Source organism: Flavobacterium fryxellicola, from assembly GCF_900143245.1.
GTDB lineage: Bacteria > Bacteroidota > Bacteroidia > Flavobacteriales > Flavobacteriaceae > Flavobacterium > Flavobacterium fryxellicola.
Genome location: NZ_FRDK01000019.1, coordinates 1 through 26,421, shown reverse-complemented (window position 1 = coordinate 26,421; position 26,421 = coordinate 1). Strand labels below are relative to the sequence as shown.

The window sequence follows — 26,421 nt, the reverse complement described above, 5'->3', positions numbered from 1 at the left end:
AACTAAATCTTTCTTGGATCGGATGTCCCAAACTTTTTTTTTAAAAGTTCACGACTGATTTCTAATTCAATTTCTTTGTTAGCCAATAATTTACGCAATATTCTGTTTTCTTCCTCAGACTGCTTTAGCTCCTTACTGCGAGTGTCATAAGTTACTTTTAAACCCGCTTCACCTTGCTTGTCGTGTTTCTTCTTCCAACTATACAAAGTGCCAGTGCTGACACTATATTTACGGCAAGTTTCAACTATTCCTAACTCTTCTGAAAAGGATAGGATTTCTAGCTTTTCTTCTAAACTCCATTTCTTGTATTTCATATCTCAAATGTACTATTTGAAATTTAAAATATCACTCCGAACTTATAAGGGGCTAAAATAAAAGTTACTAATTTTTAACGATATTTCATAAGCAAACATTTAGTAACATATTTTTATCTCTATATGTAAAACTAATTTTTAATATAGAAGCCCCCTAGAAAAATTTTCTTTTAAGGGGGGCAATTTAGAAATTTTTGAATATTTATACTGCGACCTATTCACGATGCAGCTTTCTCGCAGTTTAGATAGAATGTCCTTTATCATCACTATTTCCTCCTATTTCTTGCTTCTTTACCTGTTAACTTAATATTGAAAATCAACACTTTGATTAACTTCATCAAAATAATCCTATCAATTCCCTTATGACCATGACTTATTAACCTGCCCTACCTATTTTATCACTTCATGCGTTTTATTAGGTAATAGTAGACGTCTATTTGGCAGATTCACCTAATGACCAAAAAAAATGATGTCTTTATCCCTGCAGATCACCCACCCACATCAAAATTACCTTCGAACTCTCTTCACTTTTCAAGTTTTTGTCTTTATAAAATCATACATTTGTTAGTAATATACACCTACTTAAAATGACAATGGATCAGGATAAATTTATTTTCTGCCTTGAAGCCGTCCCTGATGTAGAAACTGACACTACAACAGAAGTGGTCGAAAGCTTAGAACAATTGGCTTTTACGCATGGGATTTCAAGTATTTACAAAACATGCGATACGATTGAAGGTTTGGACGATAGTTTAAGTGCTTTACTTTATGACGATCACAATTTTACGGATTATGAAATTATCTATTTAGTGATGCAAGGCGAGGAAAACAGTATTTGCATCAATGAATATTTCTACAGTTTAGAAGAAATAGCGGAATTATTCGAAGGAAAATTGAAAGGTAAAATTGTACACTTCGCAAATGAAAAGGTGCTGGATTTAAGCGCGGAAGAAGCACAGTACTTTTTAGACATTACTGGAGCAAGAGCCATTTCGGGTTATGGAGCAAAATTCGATACTGTACGTAGCATTCATTTGGACAAAGTATTTTTCAGTTTGTGCCAAGACGAAGAGGATGTGATACAAATCGTTGAAGAATTACATGAAAAGCACTTTGCCCTTTGTAAGCTCCTCGATTTTAGATTGTATTATTAAAAAGCGAATCTCAATACCTTTTTAACCAATTAAAAAAGTCCAGAGCTACATTGTTGCATATCTTTTTAATTTTTCAATGAAATAACTATCAAAAAAAGCACGAATTGTTTAAGCTGTTTGTTACCTTTTTTTTTAATAAAAAAAGCCTCGCTTTAATTCCAACTTTCGCTTATCATACTTCCTTTTTCCTCCTGTTTAAAGACATTAATAGAGCGGGGAATCCGTTCTTGCAGTTCGGCTACATGTGAAATTATTCCAACAATTCGGTTCTCTTTGTAAAGCGATTGCAACGTTTCAAAAACTACAGCGACACTTTCGGGGTCTTGTGTTCCAAAACCTTCATCAATAAAAAAGAAATTCTTATCGTTTTTATTTAAGGACTGAACGCTTTCTGCTAAAGCCAAAGCCAAACATAAGGAGGCTTGAAATCCTTGACCTCCAGAAAGCGTTTTCACACTTCTCGAAGCTCCATTGTTGAGATAATCAATTACTTCAAATTCATTGGAACTACTAATCGTTAAGCTCAATTGATTTTTGGTCATGCGATGAAAACGAATATTGGCCACATCAGCCAAATTTTGTAAATAAATACTCGAAACATAGTTTACAAAGCCACTTGCATTAAACATATTTGCCAGCGTAACTAAATTAGCAGCACGGGTATTTAATAGTTCAAATTGGACTAGTAAATCTGCTTTTTCCACAAATTGTGCCTGAATTCGTTTCAAATTATCTTGTAAAGCAGAAACATTTCCTAATTGAGTTTCAAATTTTAAATTGAAAGCAGAGAACTGTGCTGTTTTTTCTTCTAAAATTTTATTTTCGAAAGTTTTCCCAAGGATCATTTTCTCAGCTTCTAAAACAGAATTAGTTACAATTAGTAAATTGCCGGTAAAAACTTTTACTTTCTCTTTTTCTGCTGCTATATTCCAGTTTTTCAAAAGAATTGTTCGCACTTCTTCAACTGATGAAAAAGAATGTTCTTGCAGTAATTCGGTAATGATTTTTTGTGTCTGTAATACTGTTTTTTCATTCTCATTCACTTGCAATTGTAATGTAATTATACTTCCTGTTAGCGTTGCCAATTCTTGATTTTGAATTATAATTTGCTCTTTTATCCCTTGATAATCTGCTGCTACTTTTATATTTTTAGTAAAAAGAACGATTTTTTCAGCTTGAATTGAAGCAGCTGAAATTGACTCGTAATCGACAAATGAAAGTACTTTCAACTGCGACAATTCATTATCAACAGCGCCGCTTTTAGCAGCTTTTATTGTTTCGAATTCGCCCCTCGAACTATTGTTGTTTTTTAGTGCCAAAGAAATACTATGCAGTTCCTTGCGAAGCTCGTTTTCGTTATTTTCTAAAGTTACTATTGCTTTTTCTAAAAGGTGTTGTTGTGTTTTTTTGGATTCAAAAAACTGCGAATCTTTTGCATCAAAATCTTTCCAAGTGAAATTTGACAGGTGCATTTTTTGTTCCTTTTCGATGGTCTCGCCTTCCGTAATAATTCCTTTCCCTTGCGATTGAACATGATTTATTTCGAATTCTAATTTTTCAGCTTGTGCCTTTTTCAAACTGATTTGCGTTTCTTTATCGGCTAAACCAGTAATTGTATGGGTAATAATTACTAATAGATTCGAAAGATCTTCCCCTTGCATCACATTTGGATGTTCTTGCGAACCGCAAAGCGGGCAATTTTCGCCATCGTGCAAATTTTCAGCATAATGAACCAACTCTTTCGATACTAAAAGTTTATTTCTTATTTCAATTGCTTTTTCTTTTTCGAAAAAAATTGTTTCTGCTTTAGTTGCTAACACGTTTTTCCAACTATCAAAAGGCAGTTCCAAAAGCTGAAAAGCATCCGTTTTTGACTTTAATTCTATCTGCAAAGAATCAATTTTCATGTTATTTACATCAAAATTATTCTTGAGAATTCGCTGCTGCTGATACCAAGTTCCTAAATCAAATAATAAAGAAGTATCCAATCGATTTTTTTTGACATCGACCAATTGACTCATAATTATCTCCAATTTTGCGACTAGATCCTTTTCTATTTTCTCACTAGCTAAAAACAAAGCTTCTTCCACTTTTATTTTTTCATCTAAAATAGCTAAAGCTCTCTTTGCAATTACAATTTTTTCAATCGATTCTAAATCGGATACTTTATGCTTAGAAATGTCAAGCGTTTCAAAATCAGGCTGGATTATTTCTAAAGCAGAGTGACTTTTCCAATTGTTTTCCACTACAGATTTCTTCTTATTTTCAATAGTAATCAGATTTTCTTTCGCTTTTTCCAAAGCCGTTTTCTCTGTTTTTAGAGTGATTAAAGTGGATTTAAAATTCCGTTCCGTTTTTTCGAACAAATCTATTTCCAACTCTAAAGCATTCATCGTCAGTTTTTCAGCATTCAATTTAGAAAGATGATTTTGCTTTTTTTCTAAATCTTCAAAGTTTGCCTTTAATGTATTGAGTTCATTTAGTTCTTTTTCAACTAAACGTAACCTCGTTTTGTCGTTTTGTAATTCAGTATTGGCTGCTATCTGTTCCTTCTCCAGGTTCATAATAGCATCGGCAGAAATAGCTTCAAAGCCGGATAAAGCTCCTTTTAATTGATCTAGTTGTGTTCTTGTAGTACTTTGTACTAATCCCACTTTCGATGCCAAATCAAATCGCTGCAGATGAAAAATCTCTTTCATCATATCCGAACGATCTTTGCCTTTCAATTCTAAAAATTCCTTAAATTTTCCTTGTGGAATGATAATGGTCCGACGAAAATTTTCGTAGGTTAAACCAATTATTACAGTGGCATCAGCAGAGTTCATTGGAACCCACGCCTCTCCTTTCCATTCATAGGCTAGGCGTTCAATAGAAGTGGTTTCTTCAAAGCGTTTTTTCCGCTTCCAATCGGCTACAAATTTGAATTTCCGTTCTTCAAAATTTAAGAATTCAAATTCGATATTGGCTTTATCAGATTTTAGATTCAGCATATTATAGGAACGCTTGTCTGTCTTGTTTAAACGCTCCGTATCCCCGTATAAAACAAAACCAATCGCTTCCAAAATAGAAGATTTTCCGGAACCGACTGCGCCAAAAATACCGAATAAACCCGCATTAGTCAATTCTTCAAAATCAATAGTTTGCTTTTTCTGATAGGAATACAATCCGCTGATACTTAACTTTAGTGGTAACATAAAAGGCTTTTTTATTCGTTTTTAGCTTGACTTCCAATGATTTCATTAAACAAATCCAATAGTTCCTCGTTGGGTTCCTGTTTGTGTTTCGAGACAAAGTAATCTTTGAACAATCCCTGAATGTTCTGTTCTAAATTAACTTTTGGAGTGTGTTGTTCCGCATTCCCATCCTTAGTCACAATTGGAATGATAAAGATGATTCCGTCGTGACTTTCATGGATTCTTTTTAAATCTTGACTAGCGAAAAAAGTACCGCTAACCAAAGTCAATTCAACCAAACAGTACGGGTTTTCTAACAACCATGTTACTGCTTCGTCTATACTTTCAAATCTTTTTCGATGTAAAACTCGACCCGATTGCAATGGAATATCCGTAAATTTTACGACCTCGTTCGGTTGGGCTTCAATTAGAACTACTTTTTTATCCTGACCCGCTTCCGAGAAACTGTAGGACAACGGACTACTGGAATAGACGACTGGACTCAAATGGCCGCCCACGTTTTGAAAACGGTGTAAATGTCCCAGAGCGGTATATTGAATTTGGTATGGAATGCAATCCGTGTATACTATGTCAGCATTACCAATTCGCAACGGTTTTTCACCCTCCGGTTCTTCTAAGATTTCGCCTCCCCGTTTCAGCATGTACAAATGGGTGGTCAGGATATTAACCCCTTTAGTATCGCAGTATATATCTGCTAGTGCCGCCCAGGAATCCTGTAATAATTGATTCAATTGCTCCTCCTTATTTTCGGCTCCTAAATAGGTTTTCAAGCGCATCTCATTGGCATAAGGTGTTGTGATAATGCGAATGGGAAAGTCATATTGTGGCAGTTGAATTTCTAAAAATCCATTTTCCGACTGGGTAATTTCAAATCCGTTTTCAATAGTTACTTTGGGAATGGTAACATCTGGATTCCCAACAAAAAGAATCCCACATGCTCTTGCCAAAGGATTTGGAGCATCAATTCGATCTGGACTATCGTGATTACCCGCAATGGCAATTACGGGACGTTTGCCATTATTAGTCAATTTTTTCAACGTCTTATATAACAAATCTACAGCTTCCACTGGAGGATTGAACGTATCAAATAAATCCCCTGCTACTATAACTACATCCGCGTTTTGGACATCCGCTATAGCGCATATTTCATTCATTACTTTCTTTTGTTCTTCGAAACGAGAAAAATGATCCAGTTTCTTTCCTAAATGCCAGTCGGCAGTATGTAATATTTTCATGCTATATTTCTATTAAACAGGACTCTCAAAAGCAGTAGTTCTAAAAGCTAATTTTCAACAGCAATATGGTAATAAAAAATTATAAAATGCAGTTTTTATGAAATTAGATTGTGCTATTTTTTATGCTTTGAATCGTTTTCTCCACTTTATACGATTAAAGGGTATTTGTACTTATCCAAGTAATGCTATTTATAAATCCTAAATAAAATCGAGGCCTTTACAATTTCTGATTTTCTTTTGCTGTAGCGCTTTTTAAATTGAGTTTCTCAACAGTATTGGGATGCTTCCAACGTGACCAATAAATAGGTAATGCTTTGACGTACCGAGTAGCGCTCTATTCTACTGAAAACAATTTTCAAGATGCTGGTAGTCAAAATAAAAAAACCGTCTCCTATTAAAAAGACGGTCCTAAAGATTTTAAAATAATTTTAAATATTCAACGTGCTATTCTTTCGACCAAAGCTAAAATAGACCACCAAACCTATCAGTAACCAAATTCCAAAATAAATCCAGTTCCAAACGCTCAATTCAGCCATCATGTACAAACAAGAGATAAGACCTAATAACGGTATCAATGATAAATTTGATTTGAAAGACCAAACGACTAAACCAACTAAGACAAAAAGGAAAATCCACATCGGAATTTTGTGTTTAAATAAGCTAAATCCACTTTCATATTTTACTGAATTTGCGATTGGTAAGCCTGCAATTACACTTGCATATTTTGCATCATTACTCTGGTATTGCCCTAATAAACGTTCTAAATCAGGAGTTTCATCTGTGCTATTTCTAGCATCAATACTACTTAAATATTCATAAACTTTTTTAGTTTCTTCCTTATTTAAAGAGGTAATAATCGCAGCTGAATTATTGATTTGAGTTTCGTTAGTAACAAAGTCCATTGTCGCTTTTTTGTTATAACCAAAAGCAAATATCAATCCTATAATTATTAATACCGGTAAAATAAATTTAGAATTTACGTACGGGGTTTTGAATTTCCCACGCGGAATATCAGTTCGATTTTGAAGCACTAAAACGCCGGCACAAACGAGAACAAAGGCAAAAAGAGTCCCAATACTGGTTAAATCTGTCACAAATGTTAGATTTAAAAACAGAGATGGAACGGCCACCACAAAACCAGTAACAATGGTTGCATAAGAAGGCGTTTTGTACTTTGGATGGACTTTTGAAAAACGTTTAGGTAACAAACCGTCGCGACTCATACTCATCCAAATACGCGGTTGCCCCATTTGGAAAACTAATAAAACACTAGCCATAGCAACTACTGCACTTACTGCAATAATTCCCGACATCCATTTTAGATCTAACTTTTCAAAAACAAAAGCCAGAGGATCGCCCACATTTAGTAAACTATAATTTACCATTCCAGTTAATACTAACGCTATACCAATATATAAAATCGTACATATAATGATAGCCCACATCATTCCTCGGGGTAAATCACGTTGCGGATCTTTACATTCTTCGGCAGTTGTTGAAATAGCATCAAAACCAATATAGGCAAAAAACACAGCAGAAACTCCTTTCAAAACTCCACTAACCCCGTTTGGTGCAAATGGATCCCAGTTGGCAGTATCAACATAAAAAACTCCTACCGCGATTACTAAAAGTACGATACATAATTTTACGACCACCATGATATTACTTGCATTACGTGATTCCTTCATTCCACGATAAATCAGCGCAGTAATTAAAACTATAATCAATAATGCCGGAAGATCAGCCACAAAATGAAAAGAACCTATCACTGGAGAAGTAGTCCAAGCGGTGTAGGCATCCTGTAACGCTGGGCTCAAGTTGGCATATTCTTTTCCGCCTTGCATCAATGCTGTTGCATCATCAAATCCTCTGGAAGCAGACAGGAAATCCATTTGTACCCATTGTGGTAAATGAAGACCTCCACTATCCAGTAAACTAGTAAAATAATCACTCCATGATATAGCAACGGTTATATTACCCACAGAATATTCCATAATTAAGGCCCAACCAATAATCCAAGCTATTAATTCGCCAAAAGCAACATAAGAATACGTATAAGCACTTCCGGAAACCGGAACCATAGATGCGAATTCCGCATAAGCAAAAGCAGCAAAACTACAGGCAATAGCAGTAAACAAGAATAGAAAAATAACAGCAGGCCCTCCGTCAGAGCTCGCTTTTCCAATAGTACTGAAAATACCTGCTCCAACAATGGCAGCAATTCCAAATGCAGTCAAATCACGTGCTGTCAAATGCTTACCTAGCGCATTATGTCCATCAGCATTATTCTTCTCCACCTGTTTTAAGATTTCTTGTACTGTTTTTTTTCTAAATAAACCCTTTAATGCCATTTTGTGAATTTTATTATTAAAAATTAATATACTGTGAATTGTATATTTTTATCCTCTAAATTATGTAAATAATGTTCGAAATTCAAAAGTATAAAACAAATTGAACTAATACAGTTTCTCAAACTATTTTTTATATTATTTTAAAAAAAAAGTTAAAATAGTTTAAATTATTTATTTAAAAAGTCAAATTAGAATAATTAACACCTTTGAAAAGGAAAATAACTATAAAAAAGTAGGAATTCGTTTTCGAATTACAATCGACTTAAGTTCCCACTTACTTCAAACAACTCTTTAAAATGGAAACGGGATGCAACGCTTTTCTGCTGGTTCCATCATAAATCTGGTGACGGCAACTCGTACCTGCAGCGGCAATAGCAGTCGCTGTATCAGTGGCTCTAATTTTCGGAAATAACGTATCCTCACCCATTTGCATACTAATTTCATAATGCTCTTTTTCATAGCCAAAAGAACCGGCCATGCCACAACAACCCGAATTATAAATAGTAACTGTATTGTTTTTTGGGACATTCAACATCGCAAAAGTCGCTTCCATCGTACTCAAGGACTTTTGGTGGCAATGGCCATGAATTTTTATTGTTTTCTGCTCATCAGAAAATTGGTCTGCATGTATTTTTCCCGCAGCAATTTCATTTTTGAAAAACTCTTCAATTGTAAAGACGTTCTTGGCTAATTTTTCGGCACCTCCCTTATCATCAGCCAATCGGATGTATTCATCTCTAAAAGTTAATATTGCTGAAGGTTCGATTCCTATCAAAGGAAATTCAGCAGTAATATAGTCTGAAAAAATAGCCACATTAGTATTTGCAATGGCTTTGGCCTCTTCTAGAAAGCCTTTGGAAATAAAAGCCCTCCCACTTTCCTCATGCTCTACCAAAATCACTTCGTAGCCTAATGTTGACAATAGTTCATAGGCATCGATTCCCACCGCGACATCATAATAATTAGTGAATTCATCGCAAAACAAACAGACTTTTCCGTTTACAAATGAAGCAGTTGGTGCTTGGTTCCAATTTTTCTCATACCATTTTCTAAAGGTATTTCGAGCCAGTAATGGTACTTCTCTCTGGGGTGCGATTCCCATACTTTTTTTAACAATCGGCAAATTCACCATGAAATTAGTAAACCTCGGTACAATGCTGCCTAACCCATTCAGTTTAGCGTTAAAAGCAAATACTTTATTGCGCCATAAAAACCCATTGGCTTTTTGATAGTGGTACAAAAACTCTGATTTCATAGCTGCCACATCTACATTACTAGGACATTCGCTGGCACAAGCTTTACAACTCACACACAATTCAAATACCTTGTACAATTCTTCATGGTCAAATTTATTCACTTTATCTGAATGAGTCAAATATTCCCTTAGCGCATTGGCTCTGGCCCGAGTGGTATCTTTTTCATTTCGCGTAGCGCGGTAACTGGGACATAAAGTTCCACCTGCCGAAGGTAATTTTCTGCAATCACCGGAGCCATTGCATTTTTCCGCAGCACGCAAAATCCCCATACTATCCGAGAAATCCTGAATAGTTTGTATCTCTGGTTCGGCTCTACCCGCTTCTACCCGAAGGTTTTCATCCATTTTGAAAGCATTCACAATTTTCCCCACATTTAAGATGGTATGAGGATCAAAAGCAAGTTTAATTCGCTTTAATAGTTCATAGTTTTGAGCTCCAATCATAAAAGGTAAAAACTCACCACGAACAATTCCGTCACCGTGTTCTCCGCTTAAGGAACCGCTGTATTTTTTTACCAATACAGCCACTTCGGTAGCGATGTTTCTAAATTGGTGTAATCCTTCTTTTGTTTTTAAATTCAAAACCGGACGCAAGTGAATTTCTCCGGCTCCGGCGTGTGCATAGTAAATTGCACTTTGCCCGTGGCGTTCCATCATAGCGGAGAATTCAGCAATATAATTGGGTAAATCACTCAACTCAACAGCCGTATCTTCAATCGAATCAGCCGCCTTATTGTCGCCTACAATACTTCCTAAAAGTCCAAGACCTGCTTTACGCAACTCATTAATTTTATCAATATCAGCTCCGTAAATTTTAGGCAAAGCATATCCAAAATTATTACTTTCTAAATCAGCAATCAACGCATTAGCTTGTACTTCAGCATCTTCCATACTAAGATGCGAAGCCACTTCGAGCATAATAACCGCTTTGGGTTCCCCTTGGATAAAAAATCTATTTTTGGCTTGCTCTCTGTTGGTTTTAGTACAATCCAATATCGTGTCATCCATCATTTCACAGGTGTACAAATGATGTTTCATAGCCGTAACCACAGCTTCTAAACTTTCTTGAACAGAATGAAAATGAGCCACTACCATGATATTATTTATAGGAGGTACATCGTCCACTTGCAACGTGATTTCCGTAGTAAAAGCCAGCGTTCCCTCGCTTCCGCAAAGGAGTTTCCCCAAGTGGAGGGTTTTTTCTGTTCCTCCAAAAAGTTCCGATTTTAATAATAAATCGATTGCATATCCCGTATTTCGTCGGTGGATTTCAGGCTTCGGAAATTCTTTGATGATCTCTTCTTGATTTTTTGTATTCGAAAGTTCTTCAAAGATGGTTTTGTAAATCGAACTTTCCAGCGTATTCCCTTTTGTTTTTTGAATAAATTCTTCTGAAGTCATTTCTTTAAATACAACTTGAGATCCATCACTTAGAATCGCTTTAATCTCAACTATCTTGTCCCGGGTAACACCATACCGTATGGATGTAGTTCCAGAAGAATTATTGCCTACCATTCCTCCCATCATGCATCGATTGGAAGTTGAAGTATTGGGACCAAAAAACAATCCGTGCGGTTTTAAGTATAAATTGAGTTCATCCCTAATTACACCTGGTTGCACCGTAACCGTTCTTTTTAACGGATCAAAAGCAATAATTTTCGTAAAATGTTTCGACACATCTACAATTATTCCGTTTCCTACTGTTTGACCTGCTAAAGAAGTTCCTGCCGTTCTGGGCGTGACTGAAATCTTACTTTTTGCGGCAAAGCGAATAATTTTGACGATATCATCCTCTGATTTTGGCACAGCCACAGCAATTGGCATTATTCGGTAGGCAGAAGCATCTGTAGCGTATAAAGTTTTATGAAGGTCATCGTATAAAAGGGTTCCTTCTAATAATTGAGATAATTGCTGTAACTGAAGTGGGATTGACATTGCGTAGCGTAAATTGCGATTATTTTCACAAATATAAAGATATAGCCGCGGATTCGATTAAAACCGTTTGGAAATATTCAAATGCTTGTAGTATTTGCAGCAAAGTACTTTTTGAAATTCTTTTAAAAAATTGGCAAAGAAATTGCGCTACTAAAATAGATGAAATTTTAAAAGCATTTTAGCTGGTCAATTTCACTAAAAAAACTATTTTTGAATACTTTAAAAACAGGACTTTAATGAAAAATCACAACCACACTCTTTTGCTTATTGTGTTTCTACTGCTTTCTATTTGGGATAGCACCGCACAAGCATTGGCTACCAATCCAAAAAATGAATTTAGGGCCGTTTGGATTGCCACCGTTGTAAATATAGATTGGCCAAAGACCAGTACTGACAACGTTGCTAAACAAAAAGCAGACTATATTGAGATTTTAGATGCCTACAAAAAATTAAATTACAATGCCGTTATTGTTCAAATAAGAAGCGTTGGAGATGCTTTTTACCCAACAAAATTAGCGCCTTGGTCTCGTTTTTTAACTGGAAAAGAAGGACAAGCACCAAAACCCTATTTTGATACTTTAGCTTGGATGATTGCTGAAACGCATGCCCGAGGCTTTGAATTTCATGCTTGGTTAAATCCATATCGTGCGACAATGGATTACAACACTTCGCTTTTGAGTCCAGAGCACGATTATTTCAAACATCCGGAATGGATGATTAAATACGGTGGAAAATACTATTACAATCCAGCTTTACCAGAAGTTCAAAACCACTTATTAAACATTGTAGAAGAAGTAGTTCAAAACTATGACATTGATGCCATTCATTTTGATGACTATTTTTATCCGTATAGAATAAAAGGAGAATTATTTAATGATACTGCCTCCTACCAGAAATATGGCAACGGCTTGAGTATTGAGGATTGGAGACGTTCTAATGTGAATACTTTTGTAAAAGAGGTTTCGGTTTCTATAAAAAAAATTAAACCATGGGTGCAATTTGGCATCAGTCCTTTTGGGGTTTGGAGAAATAAATCAGTAGATCCACGAGGTTCCGAGACACAAGCGGGACAAACCAATTATGATGATTTATTTGCCGATCCTTTAGCGTGGATGGAAAACAAATGGATTGATTATCTTGTTCCACAATTGTATTGGAGCATGGATCACCCCAAAGCATCTTATTCAAAATTATTGCGTTGGTGGTCTGAAAACTCCACTAATACCGCAATCTACATTGGAAATGGAACCTATAAAATAAACACCGACTCTGATAAAAGATGGAATAATCCAAATGAAATACCAAATCAGATTGACATTACAAGATCCTATAAAAATGTTCAGGGAAATGCTTTTTTTAGTGCCAAATCATTTTTGAATAGAAATCAAAGTGTGACTAAGTTACTGCTTGAAAACCAGTATAAATATCCCGCACTTCCAAATGTAGTTCCCAATTTAATTCGCAAAGTCGCGGAAGTTCCAACTGTAAACTCGATTGCAAAAAATGCACTTTCTTCCCGTTTTAATGTAAACTATCCGTTAAATAGCTCTGTACGCTATGTTATGATTTATGGTCCTACAACCCAAACCGCACTTGACATCAATGATCCAAGTCAGATTATAGATAAAATTGCTTTTAATGATAAAAAAGAAGCTTTAGAAGTAGTAATTCCATCTTACAAACTAGATAAAAGTAATACATGTGCCATTACATTCATCGATTTTTATGGCAATGAAAGTGAAGCAACTTTAGTAAACTTTACGCTGTAATTTTAATTGAATATAATTTGCCTTAAATGAAAAAAGACAATAGCCCTTGGTATTGGATTCCTACTTTAAATTTTGCTTCAGGATTGCCCTATGCCATAATTATTTCGGTTTCGGTAATCATGTATAAAAACCTTGGAATCAACAATGAAGATATAGGTATTTACACTAGTTTACTTTATTTACCTTGGGTAATAAAACCGTTATGGAGTCCGTTTATTGATCTTTATTCTACTAAAAGAAAATGGTTTGTAAGCATGCAATTGCTCATTTCCTTAGCTTTTATAATTGTGGGTTTAACCATTCCGTTGAGTAATTTTTTTGTCATCAGTTTAGCAATTTTTTGGGTTGCCGCATTTGCTTCAGCCTCCAATGATGTTGCTAGTGACGGTTTTTATTTGGTGGTTTTAGAAAAAGAACAACAATCCTTTTTCCTTGGAATTCGTAGTACTTTTTACAGGCTTTCCATGCTTACTGGAAACGGATTAATCGTGGTTATTGCCGGTTATCTGGAACAAGAATATGGCGATAAACAAAAAGCATGGTCGTATACAATGATAGTAGTGGGATTGATTATGACTGTAATTACCATTTATAATTATTTTTCGACTGCAAACATTGAAGCAAAAAGCATAGAAACAACAACGGAATCAGTTCCAAATAAAAGTTTTGGAACTGTTTTCGCTACTTTTTTTCAAAAGAAACAAATAGGCTTAGTTTTGGCGTTTATTCTTCTATTTAGATTGGGGGAATCTCAATTATTAAAAATGTTAACTCCGTTTTTAATTGATCCAGTCAGTGCTGGTGGTATGGGATTAACCACGCAAGATGTTGGCGTTATTTACGGAACTTTCGGCGTACTTTCACTTACAATTGGTGGCATTATAGGAGGAATTGTTATTTCAAGAGATGGATTAGGAAAATGGATGTTACCTATGATTTTGGCCATGCATTTGCCTATTATAGGATTCATTCTCCTTTCGCATTTTCATCCAGGATCCGTTTTCTACATTTATGCAACCGTTATTGCGGAACAATTTGGCTATGGTTTTGGTTTTGCCGCTTTCATGATGTATTTGATTTATGTTGCTGACGGCGAGTCAAAAACATCGCATTATTCTATTGCAACAGGATTTATGGCGCTGGGAATGATGCTTCCTGGAATGTTAAGTGGATTTATTCAAGAATATTTAGGCTATGGAAATTTCTTTATATGGGTTTTCATCGCCACCATTCCGGGATTAATTTTATCACGCTTTTTGATTTTCCCTACGGATTTTGGGAAGAAATCAGCACAAGAAAAAACAAACTAGCCTTTTTTTTAAAAATACTACTCTTATAAGTACATAAGACGTATTTAAAAGCACTAGTTCTGGAATTTCTTACATAAAGTATTTTATGCTTTATCATTTAACTTCCACGTCTTTCATGTTAAAAATTAGTATCATATCCATTTCAAAATGACATTAGAACAAAAAATAGGACAATTTTTCTTTCCCGCAGTTTTCATTAATGATACAGAAGAAAATATCCAAGCTACCGAACTGCTAATTAAAAAACATAATATAGGTGGATTAACTTTTTTCCACAGCCGTGCAAGCGCTGCCACTAATTACGAAAACAAGAAAAAGGTAATTTTAAACGATGCTAGTTGTCAGCGTTTAAAAGAGCTCATCGTTCGGTATCAAAAGTGCGCTGCGACTCCTTTATTGATGAGCATTGATGCCGAATGGGGTTTAGCCATGCGTGTCGAAAAAACACCACAATATCCTTATGCCATTACACTTGGAGCTTTGCCTGAGGGTGAAAAACAATTGGTTTACGAAGTAGGAAAACAAATTGGTTTAGACTTAAAATCCTTAGGAATTCATTATAATTTGGCGCCCTTAGCAGACATCAACAATAACCCCAATAACCCTGTAATTGGGTATCGTTCTTTTGGCGAAAGCAAAGAAAAAGTAAGTGCTTTTGCTTTGGAATATCTTAAAGGGATGAATGATGTGGGTGTTTTAGGATGCCTTAAACATTTTCCCGGACACGGAAATACGAATGTAGATTCGCATTTAGGCTTACCTATTTTAGAAGAAAATTTAGAGCAATTATTAGCCAATGAATTAGTACCTTTTATACAAGGAATCGCCCATAATGTCGATTCCATTATGATTGGTCATTTGGCTGTTCCTGCTTTAAATGATGGAAAAGAGACTTCGGCAACGCTATCAAAATCGGTAATTGAAACGCTTTTGCGCAAGCAATTAGGCTATGATGGTTTAATTATTTCGGATGCGTTAAACATGCGCAGTGTTTCGAGTTTGTATGAAAAAAAGGGACAGCTGGAATGGGAAGCTTTCAATGCTGGAAATGATGTATTGTGTTTTGCTGAAAATGTTCCTGAAGGAATACAGGAAATCTTAAAAAAGGCAACAACCGAAAGAATTGAAGCTAGTTTTCAACGCCTCAGGAAATGCAAACAAAAAGCAGGAATTATGGATGGAAATTTGAGTTTACCAAATTTCTCAAAAAGTGATTTTGATTTTGAAATTACTTCAAAATTAAATTTGAGAATTGCTCAAAACTGCATTACAAAAATAAAAGACAATCACAATACAGTGGCGGTTTTTGACGCTAAAAACCGAGAAACTTTCGCAAAAATAAGCCTTTACAAAGACCTTGATACTGTATTTTTTAAAACATTATCAAGGTCTTTGTCTTCTCCTGAATTTAGGTATCAAAGTGGAGGTAGCTCCAGTCTAAACGAGCTAGAAAAGAACTTGCATAAATTTGATACAATACTCATTTCTTTGTTTGTGCCAGAGGCTAAACCTTTAAATAATTTTGGGGTTGAAGAGGCTGTACTTCAATTTTTAGGCAATATATTTACTACCAAAAAATGCGTTTTATATGTTTTTGGAAATCCTTACGCGCTGCAAATCATCCCAAATCTCCAACATACTGTGGGAATTGTAGCATTATATCAAGATTTTGATGAATTTCAAGAAGTTGCTGCGGAACACCTTTTAAAGGATACTGTTTGCAAAGGAGTTCTTCCTGTGATGATTAACAATTTATAGTGCACATCTTACTTGCTTAACAACACAATCATAGAAATTACCTATTGTAAAATAAATATTTATAATTAAAAATTATTCTGATTTTACTTTTGTATGCCTACTTTTACACCATCAAAAAAAATAACTTAAAAAGTAAATAAAATGTCATTAGTAGGTAAAAAATTTCCAAGTATTGCAGTAGATGCTATTTCTGAAATGGGAGATAATTTAAAAATCAACATTTTCGAAGAAGCAACAAACAACAACAAAAAAGTACTTTTGTTTTGGTACCCAAAAGATTTCACATTTGTTTGTCCAACCGAATTACATGCGTTTCAAGCTGCTTTACCAGAATTCGAAAAAAGAAATACACTAGTTATAGGTGCATCTTGTGATACTAACGAAGTACATTTTGCTTGGTTAAATACCGCAAAAAATAATGGTGGAATTGAAGGGGTTACCTACCCTATTCTTGCTGATACTAACAGAAACTTATCTAATATTTTAGGAATCCTCGATATTGAATCAACTGGTTACAGCGAAGAAACTGATTCTATCATCATTGAAGGATCTAATGTTACGTACAGAGCTACTTACCTTATCGATGAAACTGGAAAAATTTTCCACGAAAGTGTAAATGATATGCCGTTAGGTCGTAATGTAAATGAGTATTTACGTATGGTTGATGCTTATACTCATGTTCAAGAAAAAGGAGAAGTTTGTCCTGCAAACTGGGAGGCTGGGCAAGAAGCCATGAGCGCTGACAGACAAAGTACTGCTGAATACTTAAGTTTACATTAATAGAAAAGCATTAGTAATAGCAAAAATCAACTCCAATAGTAAGATTTTGATATTGATTTTTGCTATTTTAATTTACTTAAATAAAAATATATGTTAATCGAATTAACCGAAGATACGTTACAGGATTTAATTGCCAAAAATGAGAAAGTAGTCGTTCAATTTTCAGCATCATGGTGCGGAAATTGCCGAATCATGAAGCCAAAATTCAAAAAATTAGCTACAGAAAACGAAGCAATCACATTTGCTCTTGTTGATGCTGAGAATTTTCCTGAATCTAGAAAACTAGCCAATGTGAGTAACTTACCTACTTTTGCCACTTTCGTGAATGGGAAACTGGTGAACGAAACACAAACAAACAAGCAAGAAGTACTAATTGAATTAGTGAACGAAATCGTTTAAAAGCTGAATTTATTTTACAGTTCAATTGTTCTAAACAAGGATAGACTTAGGAAATAAACAAACCAATGAATAACCGTATAAACAAATAAAAATGAAATTACCTGTAATTAAGCATTTGACACAATTTATAGAAGAAAATGATGAGGACTACATCATCGAAACTATTGAGGTTCTAGAAGCAATGAGTGAAATTTCATCTTTGAAAGAGGAAGAATTAGATGTAATTGGGGAATTAATTTCGAATATGTACGGTGCATTAGAAGTAAATAAACTGGTAAAAACCGGAACAGATAAAAAGGAAGCTTTGAACTCTTTTATGAAACGTGTTTTGGGTTCTATCGACAAATAATATAAAGTTGCAATGCCTAATTTCCGAACGTACTCCTAAACGAGTGCGTTTTTTTTATGCCTTTGTCCAAACACATTAAAGTCTAAAGGTTTACACATCGATCCAAAAAGCAAACTTTAAACCACTATTTGAGAACTTATTCTTAAATAATTTTCATACTTTTGAACCTCACGAAAAAACAAACATCATGGCTTCAATAACATTAGGCGGAAATCCAATCCATACTTCAGGAGAATTACCAAAAGTAGGTACTAAAATGGCTGATTTTAAATTAGTTAAAACAGATTTATCAGTCGTTTCATTAGGTGATTTTGCGGGTAAAAAACTAGTCTTAAATATTTTTCCTAGTGTTGATACAGGAACTTGCGCAGCATCTGTTAGGAAATTTAATGAAAGTGCCAGTACTTTAGAAAACACCACTGTTTTATGTGTTTCAAGAGACCTCCCATTTGCACAAAAACGTTTTTGTGGTGCTGAAGGACTAGATAATGTAGTTAATTTATCTGATTTTCAAGATGGTGAATTTGGCAAAACTAATGGTTTGGAAATTTTAGACGGACCTTTGGCAGGATTGCATTCAAGAGTTGTTATCGTTGTTGATGAAAACGGAACAATCACCCATACAGAACAAGTTCCTGAAATTGCTGATGAACCAAATTATGAAGCTGCATTAGCCGTACTTTAATCGTAACTTGATGGAATTTCAAAAAGACAATACTTTTTTTTCAGGAAGATTAAAAAGTGTTTCGTATGCCCTTAAAGGAGCTTTAAAACTAATCACCACTGAACACAGCGTTATGGTCCAATTTTCTTTAGGGATTTTGGTTACCATTGCTGGTTTTTATTTTGGTATTTCCAAAACGGAATGGCTTTTTCAAACCTTAGCTATCGGACTGGTCTTAAGTATTGAAGGTTTAAATACAGCCATTGAGAAAATAGCCGATTTTATTCATCCTAATTATCATGAAAGAATTGGCTTCATTAAAGATATTGCTGCGGGAGCGGTATTTTTTGCCGCGATGACAGCGATAGTAATCGGATTAATCATATATATACCACTTATTTTCTAAGTAGTAGCACAAAACAAGAATGGCGAAAACAACAAAAACAGTCCCTTTAAACAAAAAAACTGATACTCAATCAGAGGCGAAAATTCCATTGCATTTAACCAAACAACATAAAATTGTATTTGGTGCTTTATTGGTTTTATTCTCTATTGCTTTACTATTTGCCTTTGTGTCGTTTTTTATTTACGGACAACAAGATCAAAGTGCAGTTCAGGAATTAACCAATCGATCCGAGATTGTCCAAAACTGGCTGGGTAAATTTGGCGCCTTCTTAGCTGATTTACTTATTTATAAAGGCTTTGGGATTGCTGCATTTATATTTGTACGTTTATTTTTCCTTACTGGAATTTACTTGGTTCTGGGTATTAGTGTACGAAAATTAAAGACCATCTGGTTTTGGGATTTATTTGTTATTATTATTTTATCCGTACTATTTGGCTTTTTCGCAACGTCAGCGCCTGAATTGGGCGGAACAATTGGGTACGAATTAAATTTATTTCTACAAGATTACATTGGAAAACCAGGAACTTTATTGATTTTATTGTTTGGATTAATCATCTACGTGATTTTTAAAATCAAACTTTCTCCTGAAAGCATTCAGTCCTTTTTTGAAAACACCAAAAAAGAAATTAAAGCCGTTGCTATACCTACTCCTTTAAACAATAAAAAAAGAGATTATAATTTAGAGGAATTTGCAGTTGTTGAAGAACAATTAGATACCATTCACATCAAAACGAATGGTTCGCAATTCGAAATCAATAAAGAAGCGTTAAAACCAACCATCAGCAATTCATCTGATATCAATAGAGATCCTATCGCAAAGCCGCTTGCCATGGAAGTTACACCCATCGCAACTCCCGAAATAATTTCCAATCCCTTAGATACTTTTGTTATAGAAACTGCACCGGAAGAGGATATTATTGAGGAAAATTTGGCGTCAAGATTAGTAGCTGATTTTGGATTATTCGATCCAACTTTGGATTTATCCAATTATAAATTTCCTACAATAGACTTACTAAAGGAATATTCAACGGGAGGAATTACCATCAACCAAGAAGAATTAGAAGAAAATAAAAACCGAATTGTAGATACGCTTCGCAACTACAAAATTGAGATTGCTCAGATAAAAGCTACCGTTGGACCATCAGTAACCTTATATGAAATTGTACCGGAAGCAGGAATTCGTATTTCTAAAATCAAAAGTTTAGAGGATGATATTGCCTTATCGCTTTCAGCTTTGGGTATTCGTATTATTGCGCCTATCCCAGGAAAAGGAACGATAGGAATTGAGGTTCCTAACAAAAATCCAACAATGGTTTCGATGAAGAGTGTTATTGGCTCTGCCAAATTCCAAGAAGCTGAAATGGAATTACCAATTGCTCTTGGAAAAACAATTTCGAATGAAACTTTTGTGGTCGATTTAGCCAAAATGCCACACTTATTAATGGCTGGTGCTACAGGACAAGGGAAATCTGTTGGATTGAATGCCGTTTTGACTTCCCTTTTGTATAAAAAACATCCCGCGGAAGTAAAGTTTGTTTTGGTTGACCCTAAGAAAGTTGAATTAACGCTTTTCAATAAAATAGAAAGGCATTATTTAGCGAAGCTTCCAGATATGGATGACGCTATCATTACCGATAATGCCAAGGTGGTGAATACTTTGAATTCGCTTTGTGTAGAAATGGACAACCGCTATTCGTTATTGAAAGATGCGATGGTGCGTAACATTAAAGAATACAATGACAAGTTTAAAGCTCGAAAATTGAATCCTGAGAATGGACATCGTTTTCTACCATATATTGTGCTTGTCGTTGATGAGTTTGCCGATTTGATAATGACAGCTGGTAAAGAAGTCGAAGTTCCTATTGCGCGATTAGCACAGTTAGCTCGAGCCATAGGAATCCACCTAATCATTGCTACACAAAGACCATCAGTAAACGTGATTACTGGGTTAATCAAAGCCAATTTCCCTGCTAGAATTGCTTTTAGAGTTACTTCAAAAATTGATTCTAGAACTATTTTAGATACGCAAGGTGCTGATCAGTTAATAGGACGTGGGGATATGCTTTACACGAACGGAAATGACGTAGTGCGAGTACAATGCGCTTTTATTGATACGCCAGAAGTAGAAAAAATAACAGAATTCATTGGTTCCCAAAAAGCGTATGCTACCGCTTATTTACTTCCAGAGTTCGTTGGGGAGGAAAGTGGCATTAATCTTGATGTGAATATATCCGATAGAGATACTTTGTTTCGAGAAGCTGCAGAAATTATTGTAAATGCACAACAAGGATCGGCTTCCTTGTTACAAAGAAAACTCAAATTAGGCTACAACAGAGCAGGCCGATTAATCGATCAATTAGAAGCTGCTGGAATTGTTGGCCCATTTGAAGGAAGTAAAGCACGAAGTGTAAACATTCTGGATATGAGTTCTCTTGATCAATTTTTCAACAATGAACAAAACAATTAATACAATGAAATCAAACATTCAAGATTCTAAACAAAATTATACACAAACTATGGGCAAAAGACTCCTCTTTATAATGGCCTTATTCCTTTTTGGTTTTTCAATTCAAGCACAAGATAAAAAAGCGAAAGATCTTTTAGATCAGGTTACAGCTAAAGTTAAAAGCTATAACAACATAACAATTGATTTTAAATATTCTTTGAATAATGCAAAAGAGAATATCAATCAAGATAGCAAAGGAAATGTTATTATGAAGGGAAACCAATATGTTTTGAATTTTATGGGAGTTACAAAAATTTTTGACGGACAAAAAACATACACCATAGTTCCAGAAGATGAAGAAATCACTATTTCTACTGTTAATGAAAAAGATGATAATGCTATAACGCCCTCTAAAATGCTTACTTTTTTCAATTCTGGTTACAAATACAGCATGGATATTTTACAAAATGTAAAAGGAAGAAAAATTCAATACATCAAACTAGTTCCTGTAAGCGCCAAAGATCAAAGAAAAGAAGTATTACTGGGAATAGATGTGCAAACAAAACACATTTATAATTTAATTGAAGTGGGTAAAAAAGGAACAAAGACAACATTAACGGTTAATTCTTTTAAAACCAACCAACCTTTGTCAAAAAATCAATTTACATTTGCGGGGAGTAAATATCCAAATTACTACATCAACAAATTAGATTAATGTACTAGGTGAAAATTCTTGACAAATACTTATTAAAAACCTTCTTGACTACATTTACTACTGTATTTGTAATCCTATTTTTTATATTTATACTTCAAACCGTATGGTTATTCATATCGGAATTAGCCGGGAAAGATTTAGATCTATTAATGATTATTAAATTCCTGGCTTTTTCTATGCCTAGAATCGTACCTTTGGTATTACCCCTTTCGATACTCTTGTCTTCCATAATGACTTTCGGAAATTTAGCAGAGAACTATGAATTTGCGGCGATGAAATCTTCGGGAATTTCATTGCAAAGAGCCATGAGAAGTTTAACCGTATTTATTGTTTTATTGAGTATCGTTGCTTTCTTCTTTTCGAATAATGTAATTCCTTATGCCGAATATAAGTTTATCAATTTCAGAAAAAACATTGCGCAAGTAAAACCCGCTTTGGCTATAGCCGAAGGACAATTTAATGATGTGGGCTTTTATAATATAAAAGTTAATAAAAAAAGCGGTGCAGAGGGCAATACGCTTACTGGTATAACGATTCACAAAAAATCAAAAATTGGTGACGGAAGTAAAACGGTGATAAAAGCAAAAGACGGAGAATTAATAAGTAGTGAAGAATCTAGTATTCTCCAATTAGTACTTAATAATGGCTATTATTATGAGGACATTGTTCCAAAAAAGTACGAGGACCGCAGTAAAATGCCTTTTGCAAAAAGCTCTTTTAAAAAGCAAATCATAAATATCGATTTATCAGAACTGAATAAAGTGGATGTAAATGATGAATCCGTAGCCAATACAAATACAATGCTTACCGTTAACGAACTAAATTACACGTTGGATTCATTGAAGAAAAACATGAAAACCGATATCATTTCGTTTACAGAAAACAGCAATAGCAGAATTGCATTCCCTCCGAAAAAACAGTTGATCGCGTCTGTAAAGAGCAAACCACTTCCCAATAATATCTTATCTTTATATACCAACCAACAAAAATCAGATATTTTAAAAATAGCTAGTAGCAATGTAGTAAATACCTCCTACTCGATTGATACTTCTAAAACTGATTTTTTTAATAAACAAAAAAATATAAACAGACATTTACTTGCCTATTACGACAAATTTGTAATTGTATTTGCTTGTTTTCTAATGTTCTTTATTGGTGCTCCTTTAGGCGCTATCATTAGAAAAGGAGGTCTGGGTCTTCCCATTGTTTTTGCCGTATTAATATTCATCACCTTTCATTTTATAAATACTTTTGGAAAAAGAATTGCTCAAGAAAACGGAATGACTCCCTTTATGGGTGCTTGGTTATCTTCAATTATTTTGACGCCATTAGCCATTTTATTGACCTACAGAGCTACAAATGATATTGGATTAATAAACATGGATGTCATTTTGGCTCCCTTTCAAAAAGTACTTAAAAAATTATTCCCGTCACGAAACTAATACCCACAATGGACTTAAATAAAATAGAACTCAATACAATTGAAGAAGCAATAGAAGCTATTCGTCAAGGAAAAATCATAATTGTTGTTGACGATGAAGATCGAGAAAACGAAGGTGATTTTTTGGCTGCAGCCGAAAAAGTGACTCCAGAAATGATTAATTTCATGGCCACGCATGGCCGCGGGTTAATATGCGCTCCTTTGACGGAAAGCCGTTGCAAAGAATTGGGATTACATGTTATGGTTACTAATAATACGGACCCAATGGAAACTGCGTTCACGGTTTCAGTAGATTTAAAAGGAAACGGTGTAACAACAGGGATATCTGCAGCGGATAGAGCAAAAACGGTTTTAGCATTGGTCAATCCAGAAACTAAACCGCATGATTTAGCGAGACCAGGCCATATTTTCCCTCTTATCGCTAAACAAGGTGGTGTTTTAAGAAGAACGGGGCACACAGAGGCAGCAATTGATTTTGCTCGTTTAGCTGGGTTTAAATCAGCTGGCGTGATTGTAGAAATAATGAATGAAGATGGAACCATGGCACGACTTCCGCAGTTAGTAGCAGTGGCTAAAAAGTTCGATTTAAAATTAGTTTCGATCGAAGCGTTAGTTGCCTACCGAATGCAACATGACAGCTTAATAATAAAAAAGGAAGATTTTGATATAGAGACTCGTTTTGGTAATTTCAGGTTGCGCGCTTACCAACAAACCACCAATAAACAAATACACATCGCTTTAACTAAAGGCACTTGGAATTTAGGAGAACCTATATTAACTAGGATTCATTCCACACAAGTAAATAATGACTTACTGGGTACTTTAACTAATAACGTTGATCAACAACTAGACGATATGTTTAAGGTTATTAATGAACAGGGTAAAGGAGCCTTCATTTTTATCAATCAAGACATGCAATCAGTAAATTTACTAAGTCGCCTTACGGAACTTAAATCACTACAAGAAACGGGACAAATGAAAGCACCAAAAATCATTATAGATAGCAAGGATTTTGGAATTGGCGCGCAAATATTACATGACATTGATATCTCAAAAATTAGATTAGTTTCCAATACGGAGGGTACAAAACGAGTTGGTATGATTGGATATGGCCTTGAAATAACCGAATATGTAAAGTATTAAAAATTTTAATTCCTTTTTTTTTAAAAATATTCTTAGCATAAAGCATACAAAATGAAACCTTTAAACAATAGTCATAAAAATAGACGCTTTTTTTATAAAAATAGATTTGCATAACCAAAAAAGGTTCTTATATTTGCACTCGCAATCAGGTAATGATTGTCGCTCACTGGAGAAATGGCAGAGCGGTCGAATGCGGCAGTCTTGAAAACTGTTGACTGTTACAGGTCCGGGGGTTCGAATCCCTCTTTCTCCGCCAGTATAAAAACAAATGGTATCAAAACCCCGTAAATCTTATGATTTACGGGGTTTTTGCTTTTACGACATAGTCAAATTATTCATCTAATCTCATCTTTAAAGAGACTAAATCGAGACCCTAACAAATTCAACAATTAGGGTCTCGCTAAATCTCCTTAAACCCTACAAACATTATGTTTTATTACTAGTTCAACGACTAGTTCATTATTTAAACATCTTGTTTGGTATCCTGAAGAGATCTAAATTGAATAATAATTAAAAGGTTACCACTATGAAGACAAAAATCACATTGCACTTTTATGCTAAAAGCACCAAAGCCAACACATCTGGTCAATTACCAATCTATATTAGATTGACTGTGGATGGAAAACGAATGGAGTTCAGTTCAAAGAAATTCATTGATGCAACAAAATGGTCCGCCGAATTGTCAAAAATGAAAGGGACATCAGAGGAAGCCCGTTCATTAAATGAATACCTTAATTTGATGAAATCTAAAATATATGACATTCAGATGGAGTTAATCCACAAAAACGAATTGCTCACACTTGAAGTTTTTAAAAATAAATTACTGGGTATCGAAGAACGCCCTAGAACCCTTATCCCTATCTTCCAAGACCACAACAACAAAATCAAAGAATTGGTGGGTAAAGAATATGCACCAGGAACCTTGGAGCGCTACAACACCTCGTTAAAACACACCATAGATTTTCTGGAATGGAAATACAAAATATCCGATATCGAAATCGACAAAATAAACCATGCCTTTATAACCGATTATGAATTCTACTTGCGCAGCGTTCGGAATTGCGCCAACAACACCGCTGTGAAATACATAAAGAACTTCAGCAAAATCATCAAAATATGTTTGGCCAATAATTGGATTGACAGAAACCCGTTCAGTAACTACAAAGCCAAAATCAGAGAAGTGGAACGGGTGTATTTATCAGAGGAAGAGATTGAGAATATCATCAACAAAGATTTCAAAACAGATAGACTCTCATTAGTACGCGATATCTTCCTTTTTAGCTGCTTTACGGGCCTCGCATACATTGATGTCAAAAACTTAACAAAGTCTCACATAAGCCTCGGTATTGACGGAGAGAAATGGATATTTACCCACCGCCAGAAAACAGAAACCGCTTCGAAGATTCCAATTCTACCAATTACCCAAATAATTATTGATAAATACGAGGATCATCCGGAATGCTGCAATCAAAACAAACTGCTCCCAATTTTGAGCAACCAGAAAATGAATGCGTATTTAAAAGAAATTGCCGGTGTTTGCGAAATTGAAAAAGAACTTACTTTTCATATTGCCCGACATACCTTTGCCACTACGGTAACGTTGACAAACGGCGTTCCAATAGAAAGCGTAAGCAAAATGCTTGGACACAAAAACTTAAGAACCACTCAACATTATGCAAAGGTGTTAGATAAAAAAGTTAGTGAGGAATATGCTGCGACCTATTCACGATGCAACTTTTTCAAAAACTTAAGATAGTTTTTAAGTTTTAATTTTCTGTTGCGCGGCTGAAATCGGAAATAACT

The 26,421-nt window shown here is 34.9% G+C and carries 19 protein-coding genes and 1 tRNA gene; 15 read left to right on the top strand and 5 right to left on the bottom strand.

The genetic code is table 11. The features are described 5' to 3' along the window. Window positions 1-2: 2 nt before the first annotated feature. Complete coding sequence (locus BUA03_RS16045) at window positions 3-314, bottom strand: transposase (RefSeq protein WP_066077273.1); 312 nt, start codon at window positions 312-314, stop codon at window positions 3-5. A gap of 593 nt (window positions 315-907) precedes the next feature. Here BUA03_RS16045 and BUA03_RS16040 point away from each other — a divergent pair. Further along, window positions 908-1,468: a DUF6642 family protein gene (locus BUA03_RS16040; RefSeq protein ID WP_066077636.1), complete on the top strand. Its 561-nt coding sequence runs from the start codon at window positions 908-910 to the stop codon at window positions 1,466-1,468. A gap of 152 nt (window positions 1,469-1,620) precedes the next feature. On the opposite strand, the gene BUA03_RS16035 is transcribed toward BUA03_RS16040, so the two are convergent. From BUA03_RS16035 to BUA03_RS16020, 4 genes are all read right to left on the bottom strand, one after another. After that, a complete protein-coding gene (locus tag BUA03_RS16035) occupies window positions 1,621-4,662 on the bottom strand; it encodes an AAA family ATPase (protein ID WP_066077271.1) in 3,042 nt (1,013 codons plus the stop codon). Window positions 4,663-4,673: 11 nt separating this feature from the next. Next, on the bottom strand, window positions 4,674-5,897 hold the full coding sequence (locus BUA03_RS16030) for a metallophosphoesterase family protein (RefSeq protein WP_066077267.1): 1,224 nt from the start codon (window positions 5,895-5,897) through the stop codon (window positions 4,674-4,676). 428 nt (window positions 5,898-6,325) lie between these two features. Beyond that, entirely contained in the window at window positions 6,326-8,248 is a 1,923-nt protein-coding gene (locus BUA03_RS16025) for an amino acid permease (RefSeq protein ID WP_066077264.1), read from the bottom strand. 274 nt (window positions 8,249-8,522) lie between these two features. Next, complete coding sequence (locus BUA03_RS16020; RefSeq protein ID WP_066077261.1) at window positions 8,523-11,438, bottom strand: FAD-binding and (Fe-S)-binding domain-containing protein; 2,916 nt, start codon at window positions 11,436-11,438, stop codon at window positions 8,523-8,525. 236 nt (window positions 11,439-11,674) lie between these two features. Here BUA03_RS16020 and BUA03_RS16010 point away from each other — a divergent pair, with 236 nt between their 5' ends. The 14 genes from BUA03_RS16010 to BUA03_RS15945 all read left to right on the top strand — a co-directional run bounded on the left by BUA03_RS16010 (window position 11,675) and on the right by BUA03_RS15945 (window position 26,374). After that, window positions 11,675-13,207, top strand: a complete 1,533-nt coding sequence (locus BUA03_RS16010; RefSeq protein WP_066077255.1) for a glycoside hydrolase family 10-like protein — start codon at window positions 11,675-11,677, stop codon at window positions 13,205-13,207. A 26-nt stretch (window positions 13,208-13,233) separates the two neighbouring features. Next, the gene (locus tag BUA03_RS16005) at window positions 13,234-14,517 is read left to right on the top strand and encodes an MFS transporter (RefSeq protein WP_066077252.1); all 1,284 of its coding nucleotides are present in this window, start codon (window positions 13,234-13,236) and stop codon (window positions 14,515-14,517) included. Between the two features lie 147 nt (window positions 14,518-14,664). Next, complete coding sequence (locus tag BUA03_RS16000) at window positions 14,665-16,275, top strand: glycoside hydrolase family 3 protein (protein ID WP_066077249.1); 1,611 nt, start codon at window positions 14,665-14,667, stop codon at window positions 16,273-16,275. A gap of 141 nt (window positions 16,276-16,416) precedes the next feature. Beyond that, window positions 16,417-17,055 (top strand): peroxiredoxin, encoded by a 639-nt coding sequence (locus BUA03_RS15995; RefSeq protein WP_066077246.1) that lies wholly within the window; start codon window positions 16,417-16,419, stop codon window positions 17,053-17,055. Window positions 17,056-17,145: 90 nt separating this feature from the next. Next, window positions 17,146-17,454: a thioredoxin family protein gene (locus tag BUA03_RS15990; RefSeq protein ID WP_066077243.1), complete on the top strand. Its 309-nt coding sequence runs from the start codon at window positions 17,146-17,148 to the stop codon at window positions 17,452-17,454. Window positions 17,455-17,545: 91 nt separating this feature from the next. Next, window positions 17,546-17,803 (top strand): DUF6952 family protein, encoded by a 258-nt coding sequence (locus BUA03_RS15985; protein WP_066077240.1) that lies wholly within the window; start codon window positions 17,546-17,548, stop codon window positions 17,801-17,803. A gap of 187 nt (window positions 17,804-17,990) precedes the next feature. Further along, window positions 17,991-18,488 carry a thiol peroxidase gene (tpx, locus tag BUA03_RS15980; protein ID WP_066077237.1) on the top strand — a complete coding sequence of 166 codons (498 nt, stop codon included), beginning with the start codon at window positions 17,991-17,993 and terminating at the stop codon, window positions 18,486-18,488. A 10-nt stretch (window positions 18,489-18,498) separates the two neighbouring features. Then, entirely contained in the window at window positions 18,499-18,873 is a 375-nt protein-coding gene (locus BUA03_RS15975) for a diacylglycerol kinase family protein (RefSeq protein ID WP_066077235.1), read from the top strand. Between the two features lie 19 nt (window positions 18,874-18,892). Further along, on the top strand, window positions 18,893-21,340 hold the full coding sequence (locus tag BUA03_RS15970) for a DNA translocase FtsK (protein ID WP_066077233.1): 2,448 nt from the start codon (window positions 18,893-18,895) through the stop codon (window positions 21,338-21,340). Between the two features lie 4 nt (window positions 21,341-21,344). After that, a complete protein-coding gene (locus BUA03_RS15965; protein WP_066077635.1) occupies window positions 21,345-22,034 on the top strand; it encodes an outer membrane lipoprotein periplasmic chaperone LolA1 in 690 nt (229 codons plus the stop codon). An 8-nt stretch (window positions 22,035-22,042) separates the two neighbouring features. Continuing rightward, the gene (locus BUA03_RS15960; protein ID WP_066077230.1) at window positions 22,043-23,476 is read left to right on the top strand and encodes an LptF/LptG family permease; all 1,434 of its coding nucleotides are present in this window, start codon (window positions 22,043-22,045) and stop codon (window positions 23,474-23,476) included. 8 nt (window positions 23,477-23,484) lie between these two features. Beyond that, window positions 23,485-24,618: a 3,4-dihydroxy-2-butanone-4-phosphate synthase gene (gene ribB, locus BUA03_RS15955; RefSeq protein ID WP_066077227.1), complete on the top strand. Its 1,134-nt coding sequence runs from the start codon at window positions 23,485-23,487 to the stop codon at window positions 24,616-24,618. Between the two features lie 168 nt (window positions 24,619-24,786). Then, window positions 24,787-24,874 (top strand) — tRNA-Ser (locus BUA03_RS15950). Window positions 24,875-25,144: 270 nt separating this feature from the next. Next, complete coding sequence (locus BUA03_RS15945) at window positions 25,145-26,374, top strand: site-specific integrase (RefSeq protein ID WP_066077224.1); 1,230 nt, start codon at window positions 25,145-25,147, stop codon at window positions 26,372-26,374. Window positions 26,375-26,421 lie beyond the last annotated feature (47 nt).